The 20,985-nt window shown below is 68.1% G+C and carries 21 protein-coding genes; 13 read left to right on the top strand and 8 right to left on the bottom strand.

From position 1 onward, the window contains the following. Nucleotides 1–74 precede the first annotated feature (74 nt). Entirely contained in the window at nucleotides 75–383 is a 309-nt protein-coding gene (locus AC5RTY_RS07055; protein ID WP_494013903.1) for a PRC-barrel domain-containing protein, read from the top strand. Between the two features lie 54 nt (nucleotides 384–437). Here AC5RTY_RS07055 and AC5RTY_RS07050 read toward each other — a convergent pair whose 3' ends face one another. Both AC5RTY_RS07050 and AC5RTY_RS07045 read right to left on the bottom strand, forming a co-directional pair. Continuing rightward, a complete protein-coding gene (locus AC5RTY_RS07050) occupies nucleotides 438–1,571 on the bottom strand; it encodes a class I SAM-dependent methyltransferase (RefSeq protein WP_494139282.1) in 1,134 nt (377 codons plus the stop codon). After that, complete coding sequence (locus AC5RTY_RS07045; RefSeq protein ID WP_494139281.1) at nucleotides 1,564–2,238, bottom strand: IMPACT family protein; 675 nt, start codon at nucleotides 2,236–2,238, stop codon at nucleotides 1,564–1,566. The genes AC5RTY_RS07050 and AC5RTY_RS07045 overlap by 8 nt, the downstream gene beginning before the upstream one ends. Before the next feature lie 118 nt (nucleotides 2,239–2,356). Here AC5RTY_RS07045 and AC5RTY_RS07040 point away from each other — a divergent pair, with 118 nt between their 5' ends. After that, entirely contained in the window at nucleotides 2,357–2,590 is a 234-nt protein-coding gene (locus AC5RTY_RS07040) for a DUF6480 family protein (protein WP_493999616.1), read from the top strand. Nucleotides 2,591–2,761: 171 nt separating this feature from the next. After that, nucleotides 2,762–3,973, top strand: coding sequence for a dephospho-CoA kinase (coaE, locus tag AC5RTY_RS07035; RefSeq protein ID WP_494139280.1), 1,212 nt, complete (start codon nucleotides 2,762–2,764; stop codon nucleotides 3,971–3,973). A gap of 11 nt (nucleotides 3,974–3,984) precedes the next feature. Here the strand turns inward: coaE and AC5RTY_RS07030 are convergent, their stop codons facing one another. Beyond that, nucleotides 3,985–4,818 (bottom strand): VOC family protein, encoded by an 834-nt coding sequence (locus AC5RTY_RS07030; RefSeq protein ID WP_494139279.1) that lies wholly within the window; start codon nucleotides 4,816–4,818, stop codon nucleotides 3,985–3,987. 162 nt (nucleotides 4,819–4,980) lie between these two features. Between AC5RTY_RS07030 and uvrB the strand changes: the two genes are divergently transcribed. The 3 genes from uvrB (at nucleotide 4,981) to AC5RTY_RS07015 (ending at nucleotide 9,823) form a co-directional block, all read left to right on the top strand. Beyond that, nucleotides 4,981–7,077, top strand: coding sequence for an excinuclease ABC subunit UvrB (gene uvrB / locus AC5RTY_RS07025; protein WP_494139278.1), 2,097 nt, complete (start codon nucleotides 4,981–4,983; stop codon nucleotides 7,075–7,077). Between the two features lie 259 nt (nucleotides 7,078–7,336). Further along, a complete protein-coding gene (locus AC5RTY_RS07020; RefSeq protein ID WP_494013909.1) occupies nucleotides 7,337–8,455 on the top strand; it encodes a TerC family protein in 1,119 nt (372 codons plus the stop codon). A gap of 39 nt (nucleotides 8,456–8,494) precedes the next feature. Then, nucleotides 8,495–9,823: an MFS transporter gene (locus AC5RTY_RS07015; RefSeq protein ID WP_494139277.1), complete on the top strand. Its 1,329-nt coding sequence runs from the start codon at nucleotides 8,495–8,497 to the stop codon at nucleotides 9,821–9,823. Nucleotides 9,824–9,877: 54 nt separating this feature from the next. Here the strand turns inward: AC5RTY_RS07015 and AC5RTY_RS07010 are convergent, their stop codons facing one another. From AC5RTY_RS07010 to AC5RTY_RS06995, 4 genes are all read right to left on the bottom strand, one after another. Beyond that, on the bottom strand, nucleotides 9,878–11,134 hold the full coding sequence (locus AC5RTY_RS07010) for an alpha/beta fold hydrolase (protein WP_494139348.1): 1,257 nt from the start codon (nucleotides 11,132–11,134) through the stop codon (nucleotides 9,878–9,880). A 38-nt stretch (nucleotides 11,135–11,172) separates the two neighbouring features. After that, entirely contained in the window at nucleotides 11,173–11,667 is a 495-nt protein-coding gene (locus AC5RTY_RS07005; RefSeq protein WP_494139276.1) for a GNAT family N-acetyltransferase, read from the bottom strand. 29 nt (nucleotides 11,668–11,696) lie between these two features. Beyond that, nucleotides 11,697–12,875: a zinc-dependent alcohol dehydrogenase gene (locus AC5RTY_RS07000; protein WP_494139275.1), complete on the bottom strand. Its 1,179-nt coding sequence runs from the start codon at nucleotides 12,873–12,875 to the stop codon at nucleotides 11,697–11,699. 135 nt (nucleotides 12,876–13,010) lie between these two features. Then, complete coding sequence (locus AC5RTY_RS06995) at nucleotides 13,011–15,560, bottom strand: DEAD/DEAH box helicase (protein WP_494139274.1); 2,550 nt, start codon at nucleotides 15,558–15,560, stop codon at nucleotides 13,011–13,013. Nucleotides 15,561–15,651: 91 nt separating this feature from the next. Between AC5RTY_RS06995 and AC5RTY_RS06990 the strand changes: the two genes are divergently transcribed. Further along, nucleotides 15,652–16,428, top strand: coding sequence for a trans-aconitate 2-methyltransferase (locus tag AC5RTY_RS06990; protein ID WP_494139273.1), 777 nt, complete (start codon nucleotides 15,652–15,654; stop codon nucleotides 16,426–16,428). An 89-nt stretch (nucleotides 16,429–16,517) separates the two neighbouring features. Here the strand turns inward: AC5RTY_RS06990 and AC5RTY_RS06985 are convergent, their stop codons facing one another. Next, nucleotides 16,518–17,411 carry a glucose 1-dehydrogenase gene (locus AC5RTY_RS06985; RefSeq protein ID WP_493999626.1) on the bottom strand — a complete coding sequence of 298 codons (894 nt, stop codon included), beginning with the start codon at nucleotides 17,409–17,411 and terminating at the stop codon, nucleotides 16,518–16,520. Nucleotides 17,412–17,712: 301 nt separating this feature from the next. On the opposite strand from AC5RTY_RS06985, the gene AC5RTY_RS06980 reads away from it, so the two are divergent. The 6 genes from AC5RTY_RS06980 (at nucleotide 17,713) to AC5RTY_RS06955 (ending at nucleotide 20,928) form a co-directional block, all read left to right on the top strand. Continuing rightward, nucleotides 17,713–17,931 carry a CsbD family protein gene (locus AC5RTY_RS06980; protein WP_493999627.1) on the top strand — a complete coding sequence of 73 codons (219 nt, stop codon included), beginning with the start codon at nucleotides 17,713–17,715 and terminating at the stop codon, nucleotides 17,929–17,931. 249 nt (nucleotides 17,932–18,180) lie between these two features. After that, on the top strand, nucleotides 18,181–18,594 hold the full coding sequence (locus AC5RTY_RS06975) for a CBS domain-containing protein (RefSeq protein ID WP_494013916.1): 414 nt from the start codon (nucleotides 18,181–18,183) through the stop codon (nucleotides 18,592–18,594). 11 nt (nucleotides 18,595–18,605) lie between these two features. Further along, complete coding sequence (locus AC5RTY_RS06970; protein ID WP_494013917.1) at nucleotides 18,606–18,815, top strand: hypothetical protein; 210 nt, start codon at nucleotides 18,606–18,608, stop codon at nucleotides 18,813–18,815. A gap of 289 nt (nucleotides 18,816–19,104) precedes the next feature. Next, complete coding sequence (locus AC5RTY_RS06965; protein WP_493999630.1) at nucleotides 19,105–19,356, top strand: hypothetical protein; 252 nt, start codon at nucleotides 19,105–19,107, stop codon at nucleotides 19,354–19,356. Between the two features lie 157 nt (nucleotides 19,357–19,513). Continuing rightward, on the top strand, nucleotides 19,514–19,969 hold the full coding sequence (locus AC5RTY_RS06960) for a hypothetical protein (RefSeq protein ID WP_494109216.1): 456 nt from the start codon (nucleotides 19,514–19,516) through the stop codon (nucleotides 19,967–19,969). Next, nucleotides 19,933–20,928 carry a DNA topoisomerase IB gene (locus tag AC5RTY_RS06955; protein WP_494139347.1) on the top strand — a complete coding sequence of 332 codons (996 nt, stop codon included), beginning with the start codon at nucleotides 19,933–19,935 and terminating at the stop codon, nucleotides 20,926–20,928. Before AC5RTY_RS06960 ends, AC5RTY_RS06955 begins: the two co-directional genes overlap by 37 nt. Nucleotides 20,929–20,985 lie beyond the last annotated feature (57 nt).

Raw genomic sequence — 20,985 nt, 5'->3', positions numbered from 1 at the left:
CCGGTCCAGGCGTGGGATTTAGGGTGAGGAACGTACGCACACCCACGCAGGCCGTTGGCCGGAATGGAGAGAACATGGCAGAAAAAGTCGACATTCACGCCTTGCAGCGATCCACAGTGTGGGACAGCGAGCAGCAGAAACTGGGCGTGGTGGGGCAGGTCCACCAGGATCCGGAGACCGGAACCATCACCTGGCTCACGGTTGGCCTGGGCCTGGCCGACACCCGCGAAAAGTTCGTGCCGGTCGCCGGAGCCCGCATCGAGTCACGCGACGTGTATGTCGCCTACAGCCATGACACCATCAAGGACTCGCCCTCGCCGGACGCGTCCGACAGCCTCACCCCTGAGGAAGAGGCCGAGTTACGCAGGTACTACGGGACCTAGGGCTGCCCGGCCGGGGAAACGGCAGCAGACGCCCAGGCACGCGGGAGCCGCTCCTCAGCGCCGTGTGCTGACGGTGACCGTGAACTTGGAGTTCCTCGCCACCTGCCGGGTGGGACCCACGAGCCGGTTCAGCGCCGGCTTGTAGGCCAGGTGGCTGTTCCAGACAGTCCAGAGTTCCCCGGCCGGCCCCAGCACCCGCCCGGCGTCGGCGAAGAGCTTCAGCGCGATGCCCGCGTGCACGGCGTTGCCAATGTGGAACGGCGGGTTGAGCACTACCAGCTGCTCGGAGGCCGCCGGCAGGGTGGACAGCGCATCGTCCCGGCAAACCTGCACGCGGTCCGCCACGGCGTTTGCTTCCGCCGTTGCACGTGCCGACGCGACGGCGGAGGCCGACTGGTCAGTTGCAAGCACCCGCATGCCCGGGCGTGAGAGGGCCAGATAGGCGGCGATGGATCCGTTGCCGCAACCGAGATCGACGGCGCGGTCCGCCCGCCGGGCGCCCGCCAACAAGGGCAGCAGGAACCGTGTACCGGGATCCAGCTTGGGCCCGCCGAAGGTGCCGCCGAAGGCAAGCAGCCGCAGCGGAACCGGCAGCCCGACGTCGTGCTCTTCCGCGAGGGGAAAGCGCCCGCCCGTCGCCGGCAGCGGACCCGTGGCCGTGAGCACGCGTGCCTTCTGCCGCGCCAGCCCCGCGGTCACGGAAGAGAAGGAGGCGCCGAGCACGGAATTCATCGCGGTGGTCATGTGCTTGACGCGCCCGCCCGCCAGTACGGTGACGCCCGGCGAGGCGGCCGCCGCGATACAGCCGGCGATCTCCTCCAGCGCATCCAGCGCGCGGGGCAACTGCAGCAGCACGAGCAGTGCGTCGTCGAACGCCGCCGGTTCCAGCAGGACATTCCGGTAGCCTGCCAGTCCCATCCGCGCGGCGTTGTTGGCCAGGGCCCGCTCGGAACTGAGCGGATCCTGGACCACGCGCATGCCCTGCTTGCCGGCTGCCGCGAGGGCCAGTGTCAGCGCCCCGTAGTGGTCGTTGACGACCGTGATCCGGCTGCCGTCCACGCCGTCCAACAGGGCCGCGGCGGTGTCCAGGAGCAACCTGTCCGCCGCGTCGTAGGCGAAAAGGTTGTCAGCCTCCACATCCGGCCAGCGCCGGAGCCCGGAATAATCGAACGCGGGCCGCTCAGTCAAGATCCACCCATTTCGTGCCCAGCGGGTCCGCGCCCGAACCACCCGAGGTCAGCGCGGCAAGCTGCTCCTCGAACCGGGAAATGACCGCCGGCTCGTCATCAACCGCCAGGCTGATCCGGACCCCGTCGGCACCGTACTCGCTGCCAAGCACCACAGTGCCCGCCGCGCGCAGGTCATTTTCCAAACGCCCGGCGTGGGCATGCGCCGCCGGCACCGCGAACAGGCGCATCCGGCGCCGCCGGACCAGCGGCACGGCCGCCACGGCCTGCGACACCGACTCCGAATAGGCCCGCACCAGTCCTCCGGCTCCCAGCAGGATGCCCCCGAAATAGCGGACGACGACGGCCGCGACGTCGCTGAGGTCCGCCACCCCGGGCGCCGTCTCGCGTTTGAGCAGGGCCTCCAGCATGGGCGCCCCGGCCGTGCCGGCGGGCTCGCCGTCGTCGTTGGAGCGCTGGGCGCCCCGGTCCGGGCCCAGCAGGAAGGCACTGCAGTGGTGCCGGGCGTCGTGGAATTCGCGGCGCAGCTCCGCGACCAGGCCGCGGGCCTCTTGCTCAGTTTCCACCCGCCGCAGCACCGTGATGAACCTCGAGCGTTTGATTTCGATCTCGTGCCGGTGCTCGCCGGCCACGGTGGTGTAGCTGCTGTTGGGGGACGGGGGAACCATAGGATCCAGCCTAGTGCGCCCGCCCGGGTCCCTTGTCCGGGGGGCCCACGCGTGCCTAGTGTGGGTGCACAGGGCCGCGCCCGCGGTGCGGCCGGAAAGCGCAACGAACGGCGGAACCATGGCGAAAAACCAACCGGAATTCGACCCCCGTGTTTCAGGCGGAAAGGGCCACGGCCCGGCCGCACCTGAGGGCGTCAACGAAGGCCGGGTCTCGGCCGACCAAGGCGACTCGGCCAACCCCGATCCCGAGAGCCAGAACATCACCGGACTGGAACCCGGCGGTGGCGTTCCGCCCGGAGAAACGCCGCCCGCCGAAGACCAGATGAGCGCAGACCAAGGGCACGAGGAGTAGCGGGCCCGGGCACCAAAGCCCGGGGGAGGCAGGGCACCGAGGCCCGCGGAGGCAGGACGACGGCGGGCCGGTGCGGAGGCAGGACGACGGCGGGCCGGTGCCCGGACCGCCCGCAGCACGTTGGGCGCGCGGTGGCGCGTTGCCAGTCCGCGTGCTGGCTAAACTAAGGCCGTGCTCAGAATCGGACTCACCGGAGGCATCGCCGCCGGAAAATCGCTGGCTGCCCGGCGGCTGGCCGAGCTCGGCGCCACCCTCATCGACGCCGATGCCATCGCCCGGGAAGTGGTAGAGCCCGGCACCGACGGCCTGCGCGCCGTCGTCGACGCGTTCGGCCCCGGAATCCTCACGGCCGACGGCCGGCTTGACCGTCCGGCGCTCGGTGCCCTGGTCTTCAACGATCCCGCACACCGCGAGCGCCTGAACGGGATCGTGCACCCGCTGGTCCGCGCCACCGCTGCCGCGCGCGCGGCGGCGGCGGGCGAGGGCGCCATCCTGGTGCAGGACATCCCGCTGCTGGTGGAAACCGGGCAGAGCCCCTCCTTCCACCTGGTGCTGGTGATCGATGCACCCGAAGCCGAGCGGCTGCGGCGCATGGTGGAGGACCGCGGCATGAGCGAAACCGACGCCCGCTCCCGCATCGCCGCCCAGGCCTCGGCGGCCGAACGCCGGGCCGCCGCCGACGTCGTGCTGGAAAACAACGGCAGCCGGGAGGAATTGTCAGCGGCGCTGGACGCGCTCTGGGCGGAACGCCTGATGCCCTTCAACCGCAACCTCTTGGCCGGGCGGCTGGCTCCGCGCACAGGCCCGCCGGTCCTGCTCGACCCCCAGCCACACTGGCCCACGCAGGCAGCCCTGCTCGCGGCGCGGATCAGCCGCACCGACCCGCGCATCCTTGCCGTCGACCATGTTGGTTCGACCGCCGTTCCGGGGCTGCCGGCCAAGGACGTGCTGGACCTGCAGGTGACCGTGGGCAGCCTGGACGACGCCGACTCCGCCGCGGACGCACTCGCGGCCGCCGGCTTCCCGCGCTGGCCCGGCACCTGGCGCGACACCCCGAGACCACAGCACCCGGAGCCCGGGGACTGGCAGAAAAGACTGCACGGCAACGCCGACCCGGGCCGCGCCGTCAACGTCCACATCCGGGCAGCAGGTTCCCCGGGGTGGCGCTACGCCCTGCTGTTCCGCGACTGGCTGCGGGCCAACCCCCGCGCGGCTGCGGCCTATCTGGCCGAGAAGCGTCGGCTCGCCAGCCTGCATGCGTCCGACCCCTCCACCGGCGGCTACGCACGTGCGAAGGACGACTGGTTCAGCCGGACGGCCGATCCGCAGATGAACGAATGGGCCCGGGACACCGGGTGGAAACCGCCCGCCGTCGGCAGCTAGCGGCGCCGGCCTCACCCCGCGGACGGGGCGAACTGGCTGGCGGTGAACACGGCGCCCTGCGGGTCCCGGATCAGGGCATCCCGGGTCCAGTCGGACGTGGTTTGGCCAAGCACCGTCCCGCCCCGGCGTTCAGCCTCGGCGGCGGTCTCGTCGCGGTCGGCGACCGTGAATGCCACGTGCCAGTGTGCCGTCTCGCCGGGCTGCAGGCCCGTGAGCCACCCGATGGCATCCGCGAATCCCGGCGGGACGTTGATGCCCGACTGGCGCTCGCGGATGCCGGGATCACTGGTCGCCTGCAGGTGGTCGCCGTAGCCGGGGACGCGAATCATGCTGCCGAAACCGACGTCGTCGAAGTGCCACCCGAAGACCTTGCCGTAGAAGGCCGACGCTGCGGCGGGATCGGCCGCGTGCAGGTCGCTGAAGTTCCACGCGCCCGGCATATTCACCGCCTGGGCGCCCGGCCGGTTCCGCGCCTGCCAGAGCCGGAACGGGACGCCCGCCGGATCCGCGCACAACGTCGCCCGGCCGCCGTCACCGGCATCGGCCGGGCCGGAGAGCACCTGACCGCCCGCGGAGCGGATCCGGTCCGCCGCCGCCTCCGAGTCCAGGACGGCGACGTACGTGTTCCACGCGGGGGTGGCGCCCGCAGTGCCCTCGCCAAGACCGGCAACGTCCCGGCCGTCGAGCCTGGCGATCACATAGCGCGGAGATGCCCCCGGCGGAGTGGCATCGGCGAAGGTCCAGCCAAAGATCCCGCCATAGAAGTCCTTGGCCGCCTCCAGGTCGCGGTGTTCGACGTCGATCCACGACGTCACACCCTCGGGATAGGTCCGGACGAGGTCCATGGCGTGCCTTCCGTTCGTCGTCGGCTGCACCCACAGATTTACCGCACGCGGCGGGTACCGGGCAATGGTCAGGGGGCAAGGGGCGGGCCGATCCGCTGCCCGGGTTAGGCCCAGAGCGATTCCGGACCCACGCTGACCGCAATCGGGTCTACCGTTAACCTCATGAGTCTTGCGCAGGACATCAAACGCGTTGTGGCGCCCTTCGAAGTGGTCAGCGAATTCCAGCCGGCCGGCGACCAGCCGGCCGCCATCGCGGAACTGACCCAACGGATCCAGGCGGGCGAGAAGGACATTGTGCTGCTCGGCGCCACCGGCACCGGCAAGTCCGCGACCACCGCCTGGCTGGTGGAAAAGGTCCAGCGGCCCACCCTGGTGCTGGTGCAGAACAAGACCCTGGCCGCCCAGCTCGCCAACGAGTTCCGCGAACTGCTGCCGAACAATGCCGTGGAGTACTTCGTTTCCTACTACGACTACTACCAGCCGGAAGCCTACGTGGCACAGACGGATACCTTCATCGAGAAGGACTCCTCCATCAATGAGGAAGTCGAACGTTTGCGCCACTCTGCCACCAACGCGCTGCTGACCCGGCGCGACGTCATCGTGGTGGCCACCGTGTCCTGCATCTACGGTCTGGGCACGCCGGAAGAGTACATCTCGGGCATGGTCACGCTCCGTAAGGGCGCGGAAATGAACCGGGACGACATGCTGCGCCGGTTCGTCGCCATGCAATATGCCCGTAACGACATCGACTTCCACCGGGGCACGTTCCGGGTCCGGGGCGATACCGTGGAGATCATTCCGATGTACGAGGAACTGGCCGTCCGGATCGAGTTCTTCGGGGACGAAATCGAGAACATCCAGACGCTGCATCCCGTTACCGGGGAGATCATCCGCGAAGAGACTGAAATGTACGTCTTCCCGGCGTCGCACTATGTGGCCGGTGAGGACCGGATGAGCCGGGCAATCAGGGACATCGAGGACGAACTGCGCGACCGGCTGCAGGTCCTCGAGTCGCAGAACAAGCTGGTGGAGGCGCAGCGGCTGCGGATGCGCACCACCTATGACCTCGAAATGATGCAGCAGATGGGGTTCTGCAACGGCATCGAGAACTACTCGCGACATATCGACGGCCGCGGTCCGGGCACCGCGCCGCACTGCCTGCTGGATTACTTCCCGGACGACTTCCTGCTGGTGATCGACGAATCGCATGTGACCGTGCCGCAGATCGGCGCGATGTACGAGGGCGACATGTCCCGCAAGCGCAGTCTGGTGGACTACGGTTTCCGCCTGCCGTCCGCGATGGACAACCGGCCGCTGAAGTGGGACGAGTTTTTGGAGCGGATCGGCCAGACGGTCTACCTTTCGGCAACGCCGGGCAAGTACGAGCTGTCCAAGTCCGACGGCTATGTCCAGCAGATTATCCGGCCCACGGGCCTGGTGGACCCCGAGGTGATCATCAAGCCGACCAAGGGCCAGATCGACGACCTGCTGGGCGAGATCAATGCGCGCGTGGAACGCAACGAACGCGTCCTGGTCACCACGTTGACCAAGCGGATGGCCGAGGATCTCACCGACTACCTGAACGAGCACGGCGTGAAGGTCCAGTACCTGCACTCCGACGTGGACACCCTTCGCCGGGTCGAACTGCTCCGCGAGCTGCGGATGGGCACGTTCGACGTGCTGGTGGGCATCAACCTGCTGCGCGAGGGCCTGGACCTGCCGGAGGTCTCGCTGGTCGCCATCCTGGACGCGGACAAGGAAGGCTTCCTGCGCAGCAGCACCTCGCTGATCCAGACCATCGGCCGTGCCGCCCGAAACGTATCGGGGCAGGTGCACATGTACGCGGACAAGATCACCGACTCCATGGCCAAGGCGATCGAGGAAACGAACCGCCGCCGGGAGATCCAGGTCGCGCACAACAAGAAACACGGGGTGGACCCGCAGCCGCTGCGGAAGCGGATCGCCGACATCACCGACCAGCTGGCCCGCGAGGACGCCGACACCCAGCAACTGCTCAAGGAGTTCGACTACGGCAAGGGCAAGCGGGGGTTGTCCGCCGCCGTGCCCAAGGACAAGATCCGCCGCGACGGTCTGGCCGCGGCACCAGCCGAGGATTTGGGCGAGCTGATCGCCCAGATGACGGAGCAGATGCACGCCGCCGCGGCAGAGCTGCAGTTTGAGCTGGCTGCCCGGCTGCGCGACGAGGTCTCGGACCTGAAGAAGGACCTGCGGCAGATGCGCGCCGCGGGCCACGCCTAGGCGCTCGGCAGCTGCCGCCCGGACTTCCGGCGGTGAAACGACGACGGCGGTGCGCGCCCGCCGTCGTCGGGCGCTCCTGCGCTACACTTGACCGAGCGTAGGGGAGTATCCCGAACACTGTGGACGTCAACACGCGGGGCATCGACGCCCCGCCGGGCGCAGTGGCCTGGCCGCAGAGCGGCAGGCGGAGAGACTTGCGGCGAACACTCGCACCCGCGCACAGCACCCGCGCGGCATCTTCTGTGAAAGGCAAGGTTCCGTGTCGGACCAATTATCGCTGTCCTTTGAGATCACGTCCTTCGTGGTCCTGGGCGCCATCCTGCTGTTCGACCTGCTGTACGTGGTCAAGCGGCCGCACGAGCCGTCCATGAAGGAAGCCGGCCTCTGGGTCGGTTTCTACGTCACCCTGGCGCTGATCTTTGCGGGCATGCTGTTCTGGCAGGCCGGCCCCGACTACGGCCAGGAATTCGTGGCGGGCTGGATCACCGAGTACAGCCTCAGCGTGGACAACCTGTTTGTCTTCATCATCATCATGGCCAGGTTCTCCGTGCCGAGGAAGTACCAGCAGGAAGTGCTGATGTTCGGCATCATCATCGCGCTGATCCTGCGGGGCATCTTCATCCTGCTGGGCGCGACGCTGATCGCCCAGTTCAGCTGGGTCTTCTACATCTTCGGGGCATTTTTGCTCTGGACCGCCTGGAAGCAGGCAACAGACTCGGGCGAGGACGAGGAAGAGGGCTCCGAGTCCGGGCTGATTTCCCGGCTGACCAAGAAGCTGCCGGTCAGCGAGCACTACGACGGCAACAAGCTGCGCACCACGGTCGACGGCAAGCGCCTGTTCACCCCCATGGTCATGGTTTTCATCACCATCGGCATGACCGACCTGTTGTTCGCGGTTGACTCCATCCCGGCGATCTTCGGCCTCACCCAGAGCGCGTTCATCGTCTTCACGGCGAACATCTTCGCGCTGATGGGCCTGCGCCAGCTGTACTTCCTGCTGGGCGGCCTGATGGACCGCCTGGTCTACCTCAAGCACGGGCTGTCGGTCATCCTGGCCTTCATCGGCGTGAAGCTGATCTTCCACGCGCTGCACGAGAACGAGTTGCCGTTCATCAACGGCGGCCAGCACGTCGAGTGGGTCCCGGAGATCAGCACCCAGCTGTCGCTCGGAGTGATCATCGGCACCCTGGTGGTCGCCACGGTGGCCAGCCTGCTCAGCCCGGCCGGCCGTCAGGCAGCAATCGATGCGCGGCTGGCGAAGGACGCCGAGCGCGCAAGGGCCGACAGCGAGGCCGCCCGGGCCGACGCCGAGCCGGCCCGGTCCAACGCTGAGCGCGTCCAGTCGGAGGCCGAGCGCGCCAAGTCCGACACCGAGTAACGGCGGTTTAACCGGTTGCAGGTCGACTAGGATCGGCGTGTGACCCAGCAACCAGACGCGGCGCTGAACGCAGACCCTCGCACGAGGGCCGTTCAGCGCCGCGTCGTTGTTTCCCTGTCCCTGGCCCAGCTGTTCAGCGGCTTGGGCCACGGCGCCGGGCTGGCCATCGGCTCGCTGCTGGCCGTGGAGCTCACCGGCAGCGAGGCCCTGGCGGGAACGTCCACGATGGCGATAGCACTGGCGGGCGCGCTGGCGGCGCTGCCGTTGGCCGGTGTCGCCGCCCGTTCCGGACGCCGGCGGGCGCTGGTCACCGGTCTGCTGCTGGCCCTGCTGGGTTCGGCGTTGATGGCGCTGGCACCTGTAACCGGGTCCTTTGCCGTGCTGCTGGCCGGGTCGGCCCTCTTAGGGGTCGGCAACGCAGCCAACCTGCAGGCCCGTTTCGCGGCGGTGGACCTGGCCGTGCCACAGCATCGCGGCCGGGACCTGGCCTTCGTGGTCTGGTCCATCACGGTCGGTGCCGTGACCGGCCCTAACCTGATCCGGCCGGGCGCCGAATTGGGCGCCGCGATCGGCTTGCCCGAATCCTCCGGACCATTCCTGTTCTCGATGGCGGGCATGGCCATCGGCGCCGTGCTGCTGCTGGTGGGCCTGCGGCCGGACCCGTTGGGCTATGCGCGCGCACGCGGCGGCCCGGAAGCCCTGCCGGTCAACCGCCGCGGAACCCTGCGGACGGGCGTGGCGGCGATCCGGCACCATCCCATGGCCGCGCTAGGATTGGCGTCCGTGGTGGGCGCCCAGCTGGTGATGGTAGCGGTGATGTCCATGACGCCCGTGCACCTGCAGGCGCTGGACCATGCCGGCGGGCACCAGCACAGCCAGACAGACACGTTCGCCATCATCGGCTTCACGATCTCGCTGCACCTGGCCGGCATGTACGCACTCTCGCCGCTGATGGGCTGGCTGACCGACCGGCTGGGACGAACCCGCACCATCGCGGCCGGGCAACTGGTCCTCCTGACCGCGACGGCGCTGGCCGGGTTGGGACAGCAGGACACGTGGCTGGTGGGTGCCGGTCTGGTGTTGCTGGGCCTGGGGTGGTCGGCCTCGGTGATTGCCGGCTCCACGCTGTTGGCCGAGTCCGTGCCGGAGTCCGGCCGCGTGCCGGCCCAAGGCCTGTCCGACACGCTGATGGGCGCCGCCGGGGCCATGGGGGCAGCCCTGTCCGGCCCGCTGCTGTCCGCCCTGGGGTTCGGCGGCCTGAACGCGGCGGCCGCCGTCGTTGCCTGCGTCTTGCTGGCGATGGCTTTCGCCGCCCGCAGCCGGGGCATCCCGGCAGGCGTGGGTGCTGGCGACAGGAGCCCATCGTGAGCCACGGGGTGAAAGCGCATTCGGGCACGTTTGCCGGGCCGTGAGGGACGGCAGTCAGCCCCGGACCATGCCGAGCAGGCGCCGGAAGACGGCCTCGCCGTCGTCCGCAATGCCGTCGTGATGGAACTCACCGGTTTCCCAGACCTGCAGCCCCTTCACCCGCGCGGCCGTTTCCAGGGACAGGCCGCGCTCCACGTAAATGTCGTCGCGATAGACGGCCGCGGCGGCGGGGACGTCGTTCCCGGCCAGCCGGTCGGCGTCGTAGAGCGCCGGCCAGTCCGACTTCGCCGCCAGCAGCTCGGCCACCTCCCGCAGCGGCACCAGGGCCGGGTCCTGCTCGAAGTACCAGGGATAGACCATCTCGCCGGTGAGCAGCGGCTCGTCCGCCTCCGGGGCGAACTGCGGGAACTCCCGGAGCACGCGCCACGCCGCCCACCCGGTCGCTTCGCCCTGGGCATAGATGGATTCGTGCATCAGGGCATAGAGGGGGTTGGAAGCACGGCCCGCCAGCGCGGAGACCTGCTCAAGGAAGGTATCCGAGAGCCGCCGGCCGGACGGCGTCGGGACGAAGGCGTCCTCCAGCAGGTAGTGCAGGGCGTCGATCCGGGTGTTGCCGCCCAAAAACGACCCGGCCATCTGAAACCGGCCGGTGGTCAGTCGCTCGCCGGACGGCAGGTATTCGGGCACCGATTCCAGGTGTCGTGCGACGGCGGTGACCCGGGCCCGGTCTTCCGGGTAGCGGGCGAAGTATTCCCGGTTGCGTGCTTCCACCCGGGGAAACGTGGCCCGGTAGACCTGCTCGGCTCCTCCCGCCAGCGGGGCCAGGCCGCCGGTGATCAACACTTCCCGCAGCCCCTCGGGTGCGAGGGAGAGGTAGGTCAGCACACAGAAGCCGCCGTAGCTCTGCCCGAAGATGCTCCACGGTCCGCTGCCGAGCTCCTGCCGGATCAGTTCGGCGTCGCGCACGATCGAGTCCGCACGGAAATGGGCCAGGAAGGCCGCCTGCGCCGCCGCGTCGCCGCGCAACGGCAGCGTCTGCCGGTTCACGGGGGAGGAGAGGCCGGTGCCGCGCTGGTCCAGCATGAGGATGCGGAACGTCTTGGCCGCCTCCTTCATCCAGCCGGACAACGACGTCACCCGGTTGCCTCGGCCGCCGGGCCCGCCTTGCAGGAACAGCAGCCACGGCAGACGCGCCGCGGCGCCGTCGTCGTGTTCCAGGGATGAATACTCGCGGGCGAAGATCTCGAGGGTTTCGCCGTCCGGATCCGCATGGTCGAGCGGCACGTCAAAGAAATACCCGGCCGTCCGCATGCCGCGGATGCGGTGCGTTCCGGTCACCCGGTGTCCGGTCACGGGTGCACCCGGCCGGCGCCCGAGCCGAACGAAGCGAGGGCGTCGCCGGCCAGCCGGAACGTCGACCATTCCTCCTGCGGCCGGGCGCCGAGGCTGCGGTAGAAGTCGATGGACGGGCGGTTCCAGTTCAGTACCGCCCACTCCACCCGGGCGTACCCGGACGCCACCGCGTGGCTGGCCAACGTCTGCAGCAGGGCCTTGCCGTACCCCCGTCCGCGGGCCTCGGGCCGTACATACAGGTCCTCCAAATAGATGCCGTGCACACCCTCCCACGTGGAAAAGTTCCGGAACCAGAGGGCGAAACCCTGCACACCGCCGTCGTCTTCCGCCACGTGCGCGAAGACCGACGGCCGGGAGGAAAACAGGGCGTGCCGCAGCTGTTCGGGCGTGGTTTTGACCGCGTCCGGTTCCTTCTCGTACACGGCCAGGTCGCGGATCAGGTCGAGGATAACGGGGACGTCGGCTTCGTCGGCCGGGCGGATCACAGACATGACAAAAGCCTAGCGTCCCGGAGCGGGCGCTACGGCTTGAGCACCACCTTGATGCAGCCGTCGTCCTTCTTCTGGAATTTCTCGTACATCTCCGGGGCCTGATCCAGCGGGGCCGTGTGCGTGACCAGGTCGCCGACGCCGAGCGGATCCTCCGGATCAGCCGCCAGCGGCAGCACATCGTCGATCCAGCGCCGGACGTTGCACTGGCCCATCCGCAGCGTGACCTGCTTGTCGAAGAGCGTCAGCATCGGCATGGGGTCGGCCTGGCCGGAGTAGACGCCGGACAGCGAGATGGTGCCGCCGCGGGCTACGGCGTCGATCGCGGCGTGCAGGACGGAGAGGCGGTCCAGGCCCGCCGTTGACATCAGCTTCCTGGCCACGGGGTCGGGGAGGAGTCCGACGGCGAATTGTGCGGTGGCCGCCGCGGTCGCGCCGTGCGCCTCCATGCCGACGGCGTCGACCACCGACTCCGGACCGCGGCCCTGGGTCGCGTCGCGCAGTTCGTCGGCGATCTTTGGTCCCCACATCAGGGTCTCGATGCCGTGCCTGTGGGCCATTTCCAGCCGCTCCGGAACGAGGTCGATCCCGATCACGCGGTGGCCCAGATGGCGGCCAATGCGGGCGGCGAACTGGCCGACCGGCCCGAGCCCGAAAACCGCCAGCGTGCCGCCGTCGGGAACCTGGGCGTAGGCCACCGCCTGCCACGCGGTCGGGAGGATGTCGGAGAGGAACAGGTATTGCTCGTCCGGCGCCTGGCTGTCCTCGATCTTGATGGGGCCGTAGTCCGCGTGTGGGACGCGCAGGAACTCGGCCTGCCCGCCCGGAACCGAGCCGTAGAGCTCGGTGTAGCCGAACAGTGCGGCACCTGAACCCTTGTCCTTGACCTGCGTGGTTTCGCACTGCGACTGCAACCCCCGGCTGCACATGTGGCAGCGACCGCACGCGATGTTGAAGGGGACCACCACCCGGTCGCCGGGCTTGAGCCCCGGCACGGCGCTGCCGGTCTCCTCGACGATCCCCATGGGTTCATGGCCCAGGACGTCGCCGGGCGACAGGAACGGGCCAAACAGCTCGTAGAGGTGCAGATCGGATCCGCAGATGGCGGTGGAGGTGACCCTGATGATGGCGTCCGTGGGTTCCCGCAGCACCGGGTCCGGAACCTGCTCGACGCTCAGCTTCCGTTTGCCTTGCCAAGTCAGTGCTTTCACGCTTGTCCCCCTGTCGCGCCGCCCGGGGGAGCGCAGGCCGCGCCCCGCGGAAGGTAAGTGTGCTTACCACCCTAGGGTCGCCGCCAACCGCCTGCAAGCGGAAGCCGCCGGCCGGCCCGGGCCGACCCTCCGGCCTCAGCCGCCGGCCGGTCCGACGTCGAGAATCCGGATCGCGGCCGCTCCCGTCTCGTTGCTGGCGGCAAGGTCCACCTCGGCGCTGATGCCCCAGTCCCGGTTGCCGGCCGGGTCATCGAAGATCTGCCGCACCTTCCAGACGGCCGGCTGCTCCTCGATGATCAGCAGCGCCGGTCCGCGCGCATCGGGCCCGATGCCGAGGTCGTCGTACTCCTCGTAGTAGGCGTCCATCGCGTCCGCCCAGCGGTCGGCGTCCCAGCCCGCATCGGCATCCAGGGCACCGAGTTCCTCTTCCTGCTCCTCGGCGAACAGTTCCACGCGGCGGAACAACTCGTTGCGCACCATCACGCGGAAGGCCCGGATGTTGTCCGTCAGCTTCGGCGGCTCCTGCGTGAACACCGACTCGGCGGCGTGCTCGGCCGCAAGATCCGCGGCGCCCTTGCCCGCGGCCAGTTCTTCCCACTCGTCCAGCAGGCTGGAGTCGACCTGCCGCACCAGCTCGCCCAGCCAGGCGATGATGTCGGCCAGATCCTCGCGCAGGGCCTCGGCCGGCACGGTCTGCCGCAGTGCCTTGTAGCCGTCGGTCAGGTAGCGGAGCACTATGCCCTCGCTGCGGGCCAACCCGTAGAACTGCACGAACTCGCCGAAGTTCATCGCCCGTTCGTACATGTCACGGATCACCGACTTCGGCGCCAGTTCAAAATCGCCCAGCCAGGGCGCACCGTGGCGGTAGGTCTCGAAGGCGGTCTCGAGCAGCTCGGACAGCGGCTGCGGGTAGGTGACCTCGTCCAGCAGGGCCATCCGCTGGTCGTATTCGATGCCGTCGGCCTTCATCGCAGCCACGGCTTCGCCGCGTGCCTTCTTCTCCTGCGCGGACAGGATCTGGCGGGGCTTCTCCAGCGTGGCCTCGATGATGGAGACCACGTCCAGTGCATAGCCGCCGTCCTCGGGGTCCAGCAGGTCCAGACTGGCCACGGCGAACGGGGAAAGCGGTTGGTTCAGCGCGAAATTCGGCTGCAGCTCCACCTTCAGCCGGACGAGGTGCCCGTGCTCGTCCGGCGCGTCCAGGCGTTCCACCAGGCCGGAAACCACCAGCTCCCGGTAAATGCCCAGTGCCTTCTTGATCAGCTTTAGCTGGGACGCGCGTGTTTCGTGGTTGCGTGTCAGCAGCCGTTTGGCGGCGGCGAACGGGTCGCCGGGTCGCTCGAGAATGTTCAGCAGCATCGCGTGGCTGATGGTGAAGCTGGACGTCAGCGGTTCGGGGTCGCTCTCCACGAGTTTGTGGAAGGTCGGTTCGCCCCAGCTCACGAAGCCGGTCGGCGGCTTCTTCTTGACCACCTGGCGAAGTTTTTTCTGGTCGTCGCCGAACTTGGCCACGGCCTTGGCCATCGCCTTGGTGTTCTCCACCACGTGTTCCGGGGCCTGCACGACGACGGTGCCCGCCGTGTCATAGCCGGCCCGGCCCGCGCGGCCGGCGATCTGATGGAATTCGCGCGCGTTGAGCAGGCGGGTGCGCACGCCGTCGTACTTGCTCAAGGCGGTCAGCAGCACGGTGCGGATGGGCACGTTGATGCCCACCCCCAGGGTGTCGGTGCCGCAGATGACCTTCAGCAGCCCGGCCTGCGCCAACTGCTCCACGAGCCGGCGGTACTTGGGCAGCATGCCCGCGTGGTGGACGCCAATGCCGTGCCGGACCAGGCGGTTGAGGGTCTTGCCGAAGCCGGCCGCGAACCGGAAACCCGAGATCAGTTCCGCGATGCGGTCCTTCTCCTCCCGGGTGCAGACGTTGATGCTCATGAGGTTCTGTGCACGCTCGATGGCTTCCAGCTGGCTGAAGTGCACCACGTAGACGGGTACCTGCCTAGTGGAGAGCAGTTCCTCCAGCGACTCCTGCACGCTGGTCTGCACATAGTAGTAATGCAGCGGAATGGGGCGTTCGGCCGAACTGACGGTGACCGTCGCCCTGCCGGTGAGGTCGGTGAGTTCCTTCTCGAACCGGGTCACGTCGCCCAGCGTCGCGGACATCAGCAGGAACTGCGCCTGCGGCAGTTCCAGCAGCGGCACCTGCCAGGCCCAGCCGCGCTGCGGGTCGGAGTAGTAGTGGAACTCGTCCATGACCACCGTGCCAAGGTCCGCGGCGGAGCCCTCGCGCAACGCGATGTTGGCCAGTATCTCGGCGGTGCAGCAGATGATCGGGGCGTCCTGGTTGACCGACGAGTCGCCGGTGACCATGCCGACGTTCTCCGGGCCGAAGATGTCGCACAGGGCGAAGAACTTCTCCGACACGAGCGCCTTGATGGGTGCCGTGTAATAGCTGACGGTCCCGGCGGACATGGCGTGGAAGTGGGCCGCGATCGCGACCAACGACTTCCCCGACCCGGTGGGGGTAGCCAGGATGACGTTGTTGCCGGTGACCAGCTCCATGACGGCTTCGTCCTGGGCAGGGTAGAGCGACATTCCACGGGATTCGACCCACTCGGTGAACCAGGTGTAGACGTCGTCGGGATCTGAGGCAGTGCCGGTACCCGGCAGGAGCTGGAGAAGATTCATGTTGTTTCCAGCTTATGCGGTGGTCGCGCCGCGCCATGCGGGCACCCGGCGGTGCGCCGCCCCGGCGGGGGCGTGGCGTAACGTACTGCCCATGCACTGGGACCCGCAGAAGTATGTGGAATTCGCCGGCCACCGCGACCGGCCGTTTTTTGACCTGACCGGAAGGATCGCCGCCGACGACCCCGCAGTGGTGGTGGATCTGGGCTGCGGCCCGGGCGGCCTGACGGCGGCGCTCGCCGACCGCTGGCCCGCCGCCAGCGTCACCGGAGTGGATTCCTCGCCCGAGATGATCCGGCAGGCGCAGCAGCGGCACACCTCGGCCAGGTTATCGTTCGCGGCCGGGGATATCCGGAGCTGGACCCCTCCGGCGGGACTGGATGTGCTGGTGTCCAACGCCGCGCTGCAGTGGGTGCCCGGGCACCAGGACCTCATGCGTTCCTGGCTGCGCGCCATGAAGCCCGGCAGTTGGCTCGCCGTGCAGGTACCCGGCAACTTCGCCGCGCCGTCGCACGCGCTCATGCGGGCGCTCGCCGGCTCGCCGCGGTGGCATCGCAGGCTGGACGGGGTGCTTCGCCACGAGGACGCGGTTTCCGAACCCGAGGACTACCTCATGTTGCTACGGGACGAAGGATGTGACGCCGACGTCTGGGAAACGACCTACCAGCAGTTGCTCCAGGGGCCGGATCCGGTGCTGGAGTGGGTCAGGGGGACCGGCTTGCGCCCCGTCCTGGCCGCCCTGCCGGCGGCAGAAGCGGCCAAGTTCGAGTCCGAGTACGCCACGCTGCTGCGCGACGCCTATCCGGCCGGCGAGCACGGAACCGTGTTCGGATTCCGCCGGATCTTCGCGGTGGGACGCAAGCTCGACTGAGTCTTCTGTTCTCCGCTTTCCTCCGGACGACCGCCCCGCGGCCCGGCGGGTGGCGCAGGGCGGTCCCTCGAAGGCGGGGCGTTTTGCTTCTACGGCGTGGGCGTTCCGCCGTTGACGTTCAGCGTCTCGCCGGAAACGTAGCTCGACTCCGGCGAGGCCAGATAGACGTAGGCCGGCGCCAGTTCTGTGGGCTGCCCGGCGCGGCCGAGGGGAACGTTCTTGCCAAACTCCGGCAGCTTTTCCTTCGGCTGTCCCGCGCTGACCTGCAACGGGGTCCAGAAGGGGCCGGGGGCCACGGCGTTGACCCGGATGCCGCGGCTTGCCAACTGCTGCGCAAGACCCTTGGTGAAGTTGTTGATGGCCGCCTTGGTGGAGGCATAGTCCAGCAGGACCGGCGAGGGATTGTAGGCCTGGACCGAGGTCGTGTTGATGATCGTCGAGCCCGGCGGCATGTGCGGCACGGCGGCCTTGGTGATCCAAAACATGGCAAAGACATTCGTGCGGAACGTGTCCTCGAACTGTTCGTCGCTGATGTCTTCGATTTTCTCGACGGCGATTTGGCGCCCTGCGTTGTTGACCAGGATGTCCAGCCCGCCCAACTGTTCCACCGCCTTGGCGACCAGCTCGCGGGACGCCTCGGCATCGGAAATATCGCCCGGAAGCAGCACCGCCTTCCGGCCATCCTGCTCGATGACCGAAGCGACGTGCCGGGCATCGGATTCCTCCGCCGGAAGGTAGGAGAGGGCGACGTCGGCTCCCTCGCGGGCGAACCCGATGGCGACGGCGGCGCCGATGCCGGAGTCTGCTCCCGTGATCAGGGCCTTGCGGCCGGTCAGCCGGCCGGTGCCGCGGTACGACTCTTCGCCGCGGTCGGTCTCGGGCTCCAGCTCTTTGTCCAGCCCGGGCTCCGGCTGGCTCTGTTTGGGCGGCGAGATGCTGGGAAAACGGTCTACCGGATTCTGGAAGGTGTACTGATCCGTCATGTCTGGCTCCCTTCTAACGGCCGCTGCGAAGGCTCCGCCGGCACCGTTGGTGCTCCACTGGAGTGGAAGGCGTGGCCGGGGAGCGGCCGGTATGGTCAGTATGCTGATCGTGATGCCACCCTACGCTGTCGTGCATCGGGTCGTACAGCCGGATAGCGGCCTGCCCTCCCGCAAGGATCCGGAAGCGCGAAGGGTCGGCCCCGGGCGAACCGGCCCGAAGGTCAGCAAGCTTTCTACTTGGCCCGCGGCGCGATACTCTGGCTGGACCTGTAGGAAAACCTGAACCGAAAGAGGTGCTGATATGGGTATGGGCGACAAGTTCGATGCTGCGAAGGACAAGGTGACCGGCAAGGTCAACGAAGCCGTCGGCGAGGCGAGGGATGACAAGTCCCAGCAGCTGAAGGGCAAGGGCCAGCAGGTCGAGGGCGAGGCCAAGGACAAGATCGCCGACGCCAAGGCCCACCTGAACGAGGACGCCGACCGTGTTGCCGACGACACCGAAGGCGGCGCCAGGCGCTGATCCGGTTCCTTTGTCACTGAGCCCCCGTGAGCCGCTGGTTCACGGGGGCTCCGTGGCTTAAAGCGCGGGCCGGCGGCCAAGGGGATGGGCGCAAATCCGACGTCAGGGCGGGGGAGGCGCCAACCGCCCTTCAATTCCCCCGCACCCTGTGGTAATTGTAAGTAACCTTATAAATCAGCTTGGCGTGCTCGTCTCCGCTGGCCGGACGGTGCGCGAAGCGGCTCGAACTACCTGAAGGGACTGATATCCGTGACAACCGCAAGGGAAATCATGACCGGTGGTGTTGAATGCATTGGCGAGAACGAGACGCTGGAGCTGGCCGCGCAAAAAATGCGCGACCTCGACGTGGGGTCGTTGCCCATTTGCGGTGAGGACAACAGGCTCAAGGGCATGGTCACCGACCGCGACATTGTGATCAAGTGCCTGGCCGACGGGCGGGACCCGCGCGAGGTGAAAGCGGGCGAACTGGGCCAAGGCAAGCCGGTGACCATCGGCGCGGACGACAGCATCGAAGAGGCCATCAGAACCATGCAGGACCATCAGGTGCGCCGGCTGCCGGTCATCGATGGACACGACCTGGTCGGAATACTCAGCCAGGCCGACGTCGCCCGCAACTATCCGGAAGACCGGGTGGGTGAACTGGTCGAGTTCATCTCCTACTGATCCCGGCGGCCATGATGTCGGAGCAGTTGCCGGAGGCGTATGCCAAGTATCTGGCCGGATGTGAGCCGACCCAGGCCGACGCGATTTTGCCGGTGCTGAAGCAATCGGCCGCCGAAGGCGATCGCGGCGTGCTGGTCCGCTTCCTCCCCAACGAAGTGCAAGCCATGGCGACCGAGGAGGTCCCGTTCGGAACCATCCGGGAAGAACGCTACGACGAATGATCATCCCGCCGCCCCGGCGGACGGGTGCCCGGGATGCCCACGGCATCCCGGGCTGCCGCCTGTCAAGACCAAGGCGTAAAATTAACCGCGCCGGCGGGATAATACAGTCATTCGTTGCCGGAGGGGGGAAGCGCTTGTAAGCTCGCAGCAGTTGGAGCCGAATCGGCTCCCGGGCTATCTGGAGGCTGCGCATGGACAGGTCCGATGCCGGTCGGTATGCAGGGGGTTTCCTCGGTTTGGGGCGGAACTGATGCGGCACCGCCATCTGTCACCCGCCGACGAATTTCCCATGGATCTGGCTCCCCTGGGCGACCCCGAACTGCTGGCACTGTACGGCAGGGCCATGCGCCAGCTCGAGCGGGAAAGCATCCAGTTCGGCGCGGCCGACCCCGAGACCGAGTTCCGCTTGGAGGAGCTGCGGGTCGAACTGGACCGGCGCGACAGCAGGGACGCGCTGCAGGCCAGCAAGCGGCGGGTCCGTGGCCTGTACGGCAAACCCGGGGGCGAACCGCCGGACTCGCTGTATGACGGCACCAGTTAGCCCCGCCCGGGGCTGCTTCCCTGGCGGCTGATCCAAGCGGCCCGTGCCGCGGTGGCCGTACACCCTTCCGGGGGCGCCGCCGCGGCGCTTATGCTGCTTTTCCAACCTCAGTATGATGGGTTACAAACAGTATACTTATCATTAGTTGGATTGCAGATTGGAAGGGCAGACGATCATGATTGCCAATGACAGTTCAAGTGCCCATGCCGGCCAGGACCGGGAACCGGGAAGCGCGTTGCCCGATCCCTCGTGCTCTGCCTGCAGCACCGACGAGTACCTGGTCTTCGATGCCGTAACGCTGCTGCCGCCGCAGGCCGGGGCACCCGCACTGCCGCGATGGGACGTCAGCTACTGGTGCAGCCGCTGCGACGCGTACTACGGGCACGAAACCTTCAAGGTGCCGGCCACGGAATCCGAGAGCGTCGGAATCGATTTCGGCGCCGAGGGCTACATGCACTGCGGGGAGCCCATGCAGCCGGTGGAACGCATCGACCACTCCATCGTAGATCCCGTGGATGCAGGCTCCCCGGAAACCGGGCCGCTCCCGACCGTGCGGGTCGACGTCGAAATCCTTCGCTGCAGCTGCGGATTCAAGATGGAGGTGCCCGTCTGAGGCTAAGGCGCAGCAACGTCCGTGCACCCGGCATCACCCGCCGGCGCCACGGGACGGGGTTTTCCTACCGCAACCCCGACGGTTCGAGGCCTGCCGGGGACGAGCTCCGAAGGATCAAGGGGCTGGCGGTCCCGCCGGCGTGGTCGGATGTGTGGATCTGCCCGGCACCCAACGGGCATATCCAGGCCGCGGGAACCGACGACGCCGGGCGGCGGCAATACATCTACCATGCCCGTTGGCGGGAACTCAGGGATCGGGAAAAGTTCGACCGCTCCCTGGCGTTCGGAGCCACCCTGACCACCGCGCGCCGCAAGGTGACGAGGCTGCTGAGGTCCGGCGAACGAACCCGCCCGGTGGCCTGTGCCGTTGCCTTCCGCCTGCTGGACAGCGCGTCGTTGCGGATCGGTTCGGAAGTCTACGCCGAAGATAACGGATCCTACGGGGTTACGACGTTGTTGGTTCGCCACGTGCAGGTGCGGGAAGATACCGTCCGGCTGCATTTTCCCGGGAAGAGCGGACTGCAGTGGGACGTGGAACTGAAGGATCCGGATATCGCCGTCCAGCTGGCGGCGGTGCGGACCCTGAAGGCCGACGATCCGGCCATCGGTTACCGCAACGGCACCGGAGACTGGTCGGGGCTGGGCGCGTCGGAGTTGAACGAGTTTATCCACGAACTCTGCGGGCCGGAGTTCAGTGCCAAGGATTTCCGGACGTGGCAGGGAACGGTAACGGCCGCCGTGGCACTGGCCGGCTACACCGGCAAGCCGAATCTCACCGGACGGCGCAAGGCCGTGGTCGCAGCCATGCACGCCGTCTCGGAGCGGCTGGGCAATACGCCCGCCGTCGCCCGCAAGTCGTACGTGGATCCGCGGCTCGTGGACCGCTTTATGGCGGGACAGATCCCGGACGCCGCCACGTACTCCGCGGCGGAACGCAGCCTGCCGTCCTTCCTGGCCTGACAGGGGCAGCCTGCCATCCTTCCTCGGGTGGCAAGGGAGCGAAAGCAGCCCGCGGCG

This window comes from Arthrobacter sp. Y3224055 (assembly GCF_059090825.1).
This window is presented reverse-complemented; position numbering and strand designations above follow the sequence as displayed.

Excerpts from the sequence above, each read along its gene's own strand:
- AC5RTY_RS07055 (WP_494013903.1), top strand. The coding sequence starts at position 75 with ATGGCAGAAAAAGTCGACATTCACGCCTTGCAGCGATCCACAGTGTGG.
- AC5RTY_RS07045 (WP_494139281.1), bottom strand. The coding sequence starts at position 2,238 with ATGGTTCCCCCGTCCCCCAACAGCAGCTACACCACCGTGGCCGGCGAG.
- AC5RTY_RS07040 (WP_493999616.1), top strand. The coding sequence starts at position 2,357 with ATGGCGAAAAACCAACCGGAATTCGACCCCCGTGTTTCAGGCGGAAAG.
- AC5RTY_RS07030 (WP_494139279.1), bottom strand. The coding sequence starts at position 4,818 with ATGGACCTCGTCCGGACCTATCCCGAGGGTGTGACGTCGTGGATCGAC.
- uvrB (WP_494139278.1), top strand. The coding sequence starts at position 4,981 with ATGAGTCTTGCGCAGGACATCAAACGCGTTGTGGCGCCCTTCGAAGTG.
- AC5RTY_RS07010 (WP_494139348.1), bottom strand. The coding sequence starts at position 11,134 with ATGCGGACGGCCGGGTATTTCTTTGACGTGCCGCTCGACCATGCGGAT.
- AC5RTY_RS07005 (WP_494139276.1), bottom strand. The coding sequence starts at position 11,667 with ATGTCTGTGATCCGCCCGGCCGACGAAGCCGACGTCCCCGTTATCCTC.
- AC5RTY_RS06995 (WP_494139274.1), bottom strand. The coding sequence starts at position 15,560 with ATGAATCTTCTCCAGCTCCTGCCGGGTACCGGCACTGCCTCAGATCCC.
- AC5RTY_RS06990 (WP_494139273.1), top strand. The coding sequence starts at position 15,652 with ATGCACTGGGACCCGCAGAAGTATGTGGAATTCGCCGGCCACCGCGAC.
- AC5RTY_RS06985 (WP_493999626.1), bottom strand. The coding sequence starts at position 17,411 with ATGACGGATCAGTACACCTTCCAGAATCCGGTAGACCGTTTTCCCAGC.
- AC5RTY_RS06980 (WP_493999627.1), top strand. The coding sequence starts at position 17,713 with ATGGGTATGGGCGACAAGTTCGATGCTGCGAAGGACAAGGTGACCGGC.
- AC5RTY_RS06970 (WP_494013917.1), top strand. The coding sequence starts at position 18,606 with ATGATGTCGGAGCAGTTGCCGGAGGCGTATGCCAAGTATCTGGCCGGA.
- AC5RTY_RS06965 (WP_493999630.1), top strand. The coding sequence starts at position 19,105 with ATGGATCTGGCTCCCCTGGGCGACCCCGAACTGCTGGCACTGTACGGC.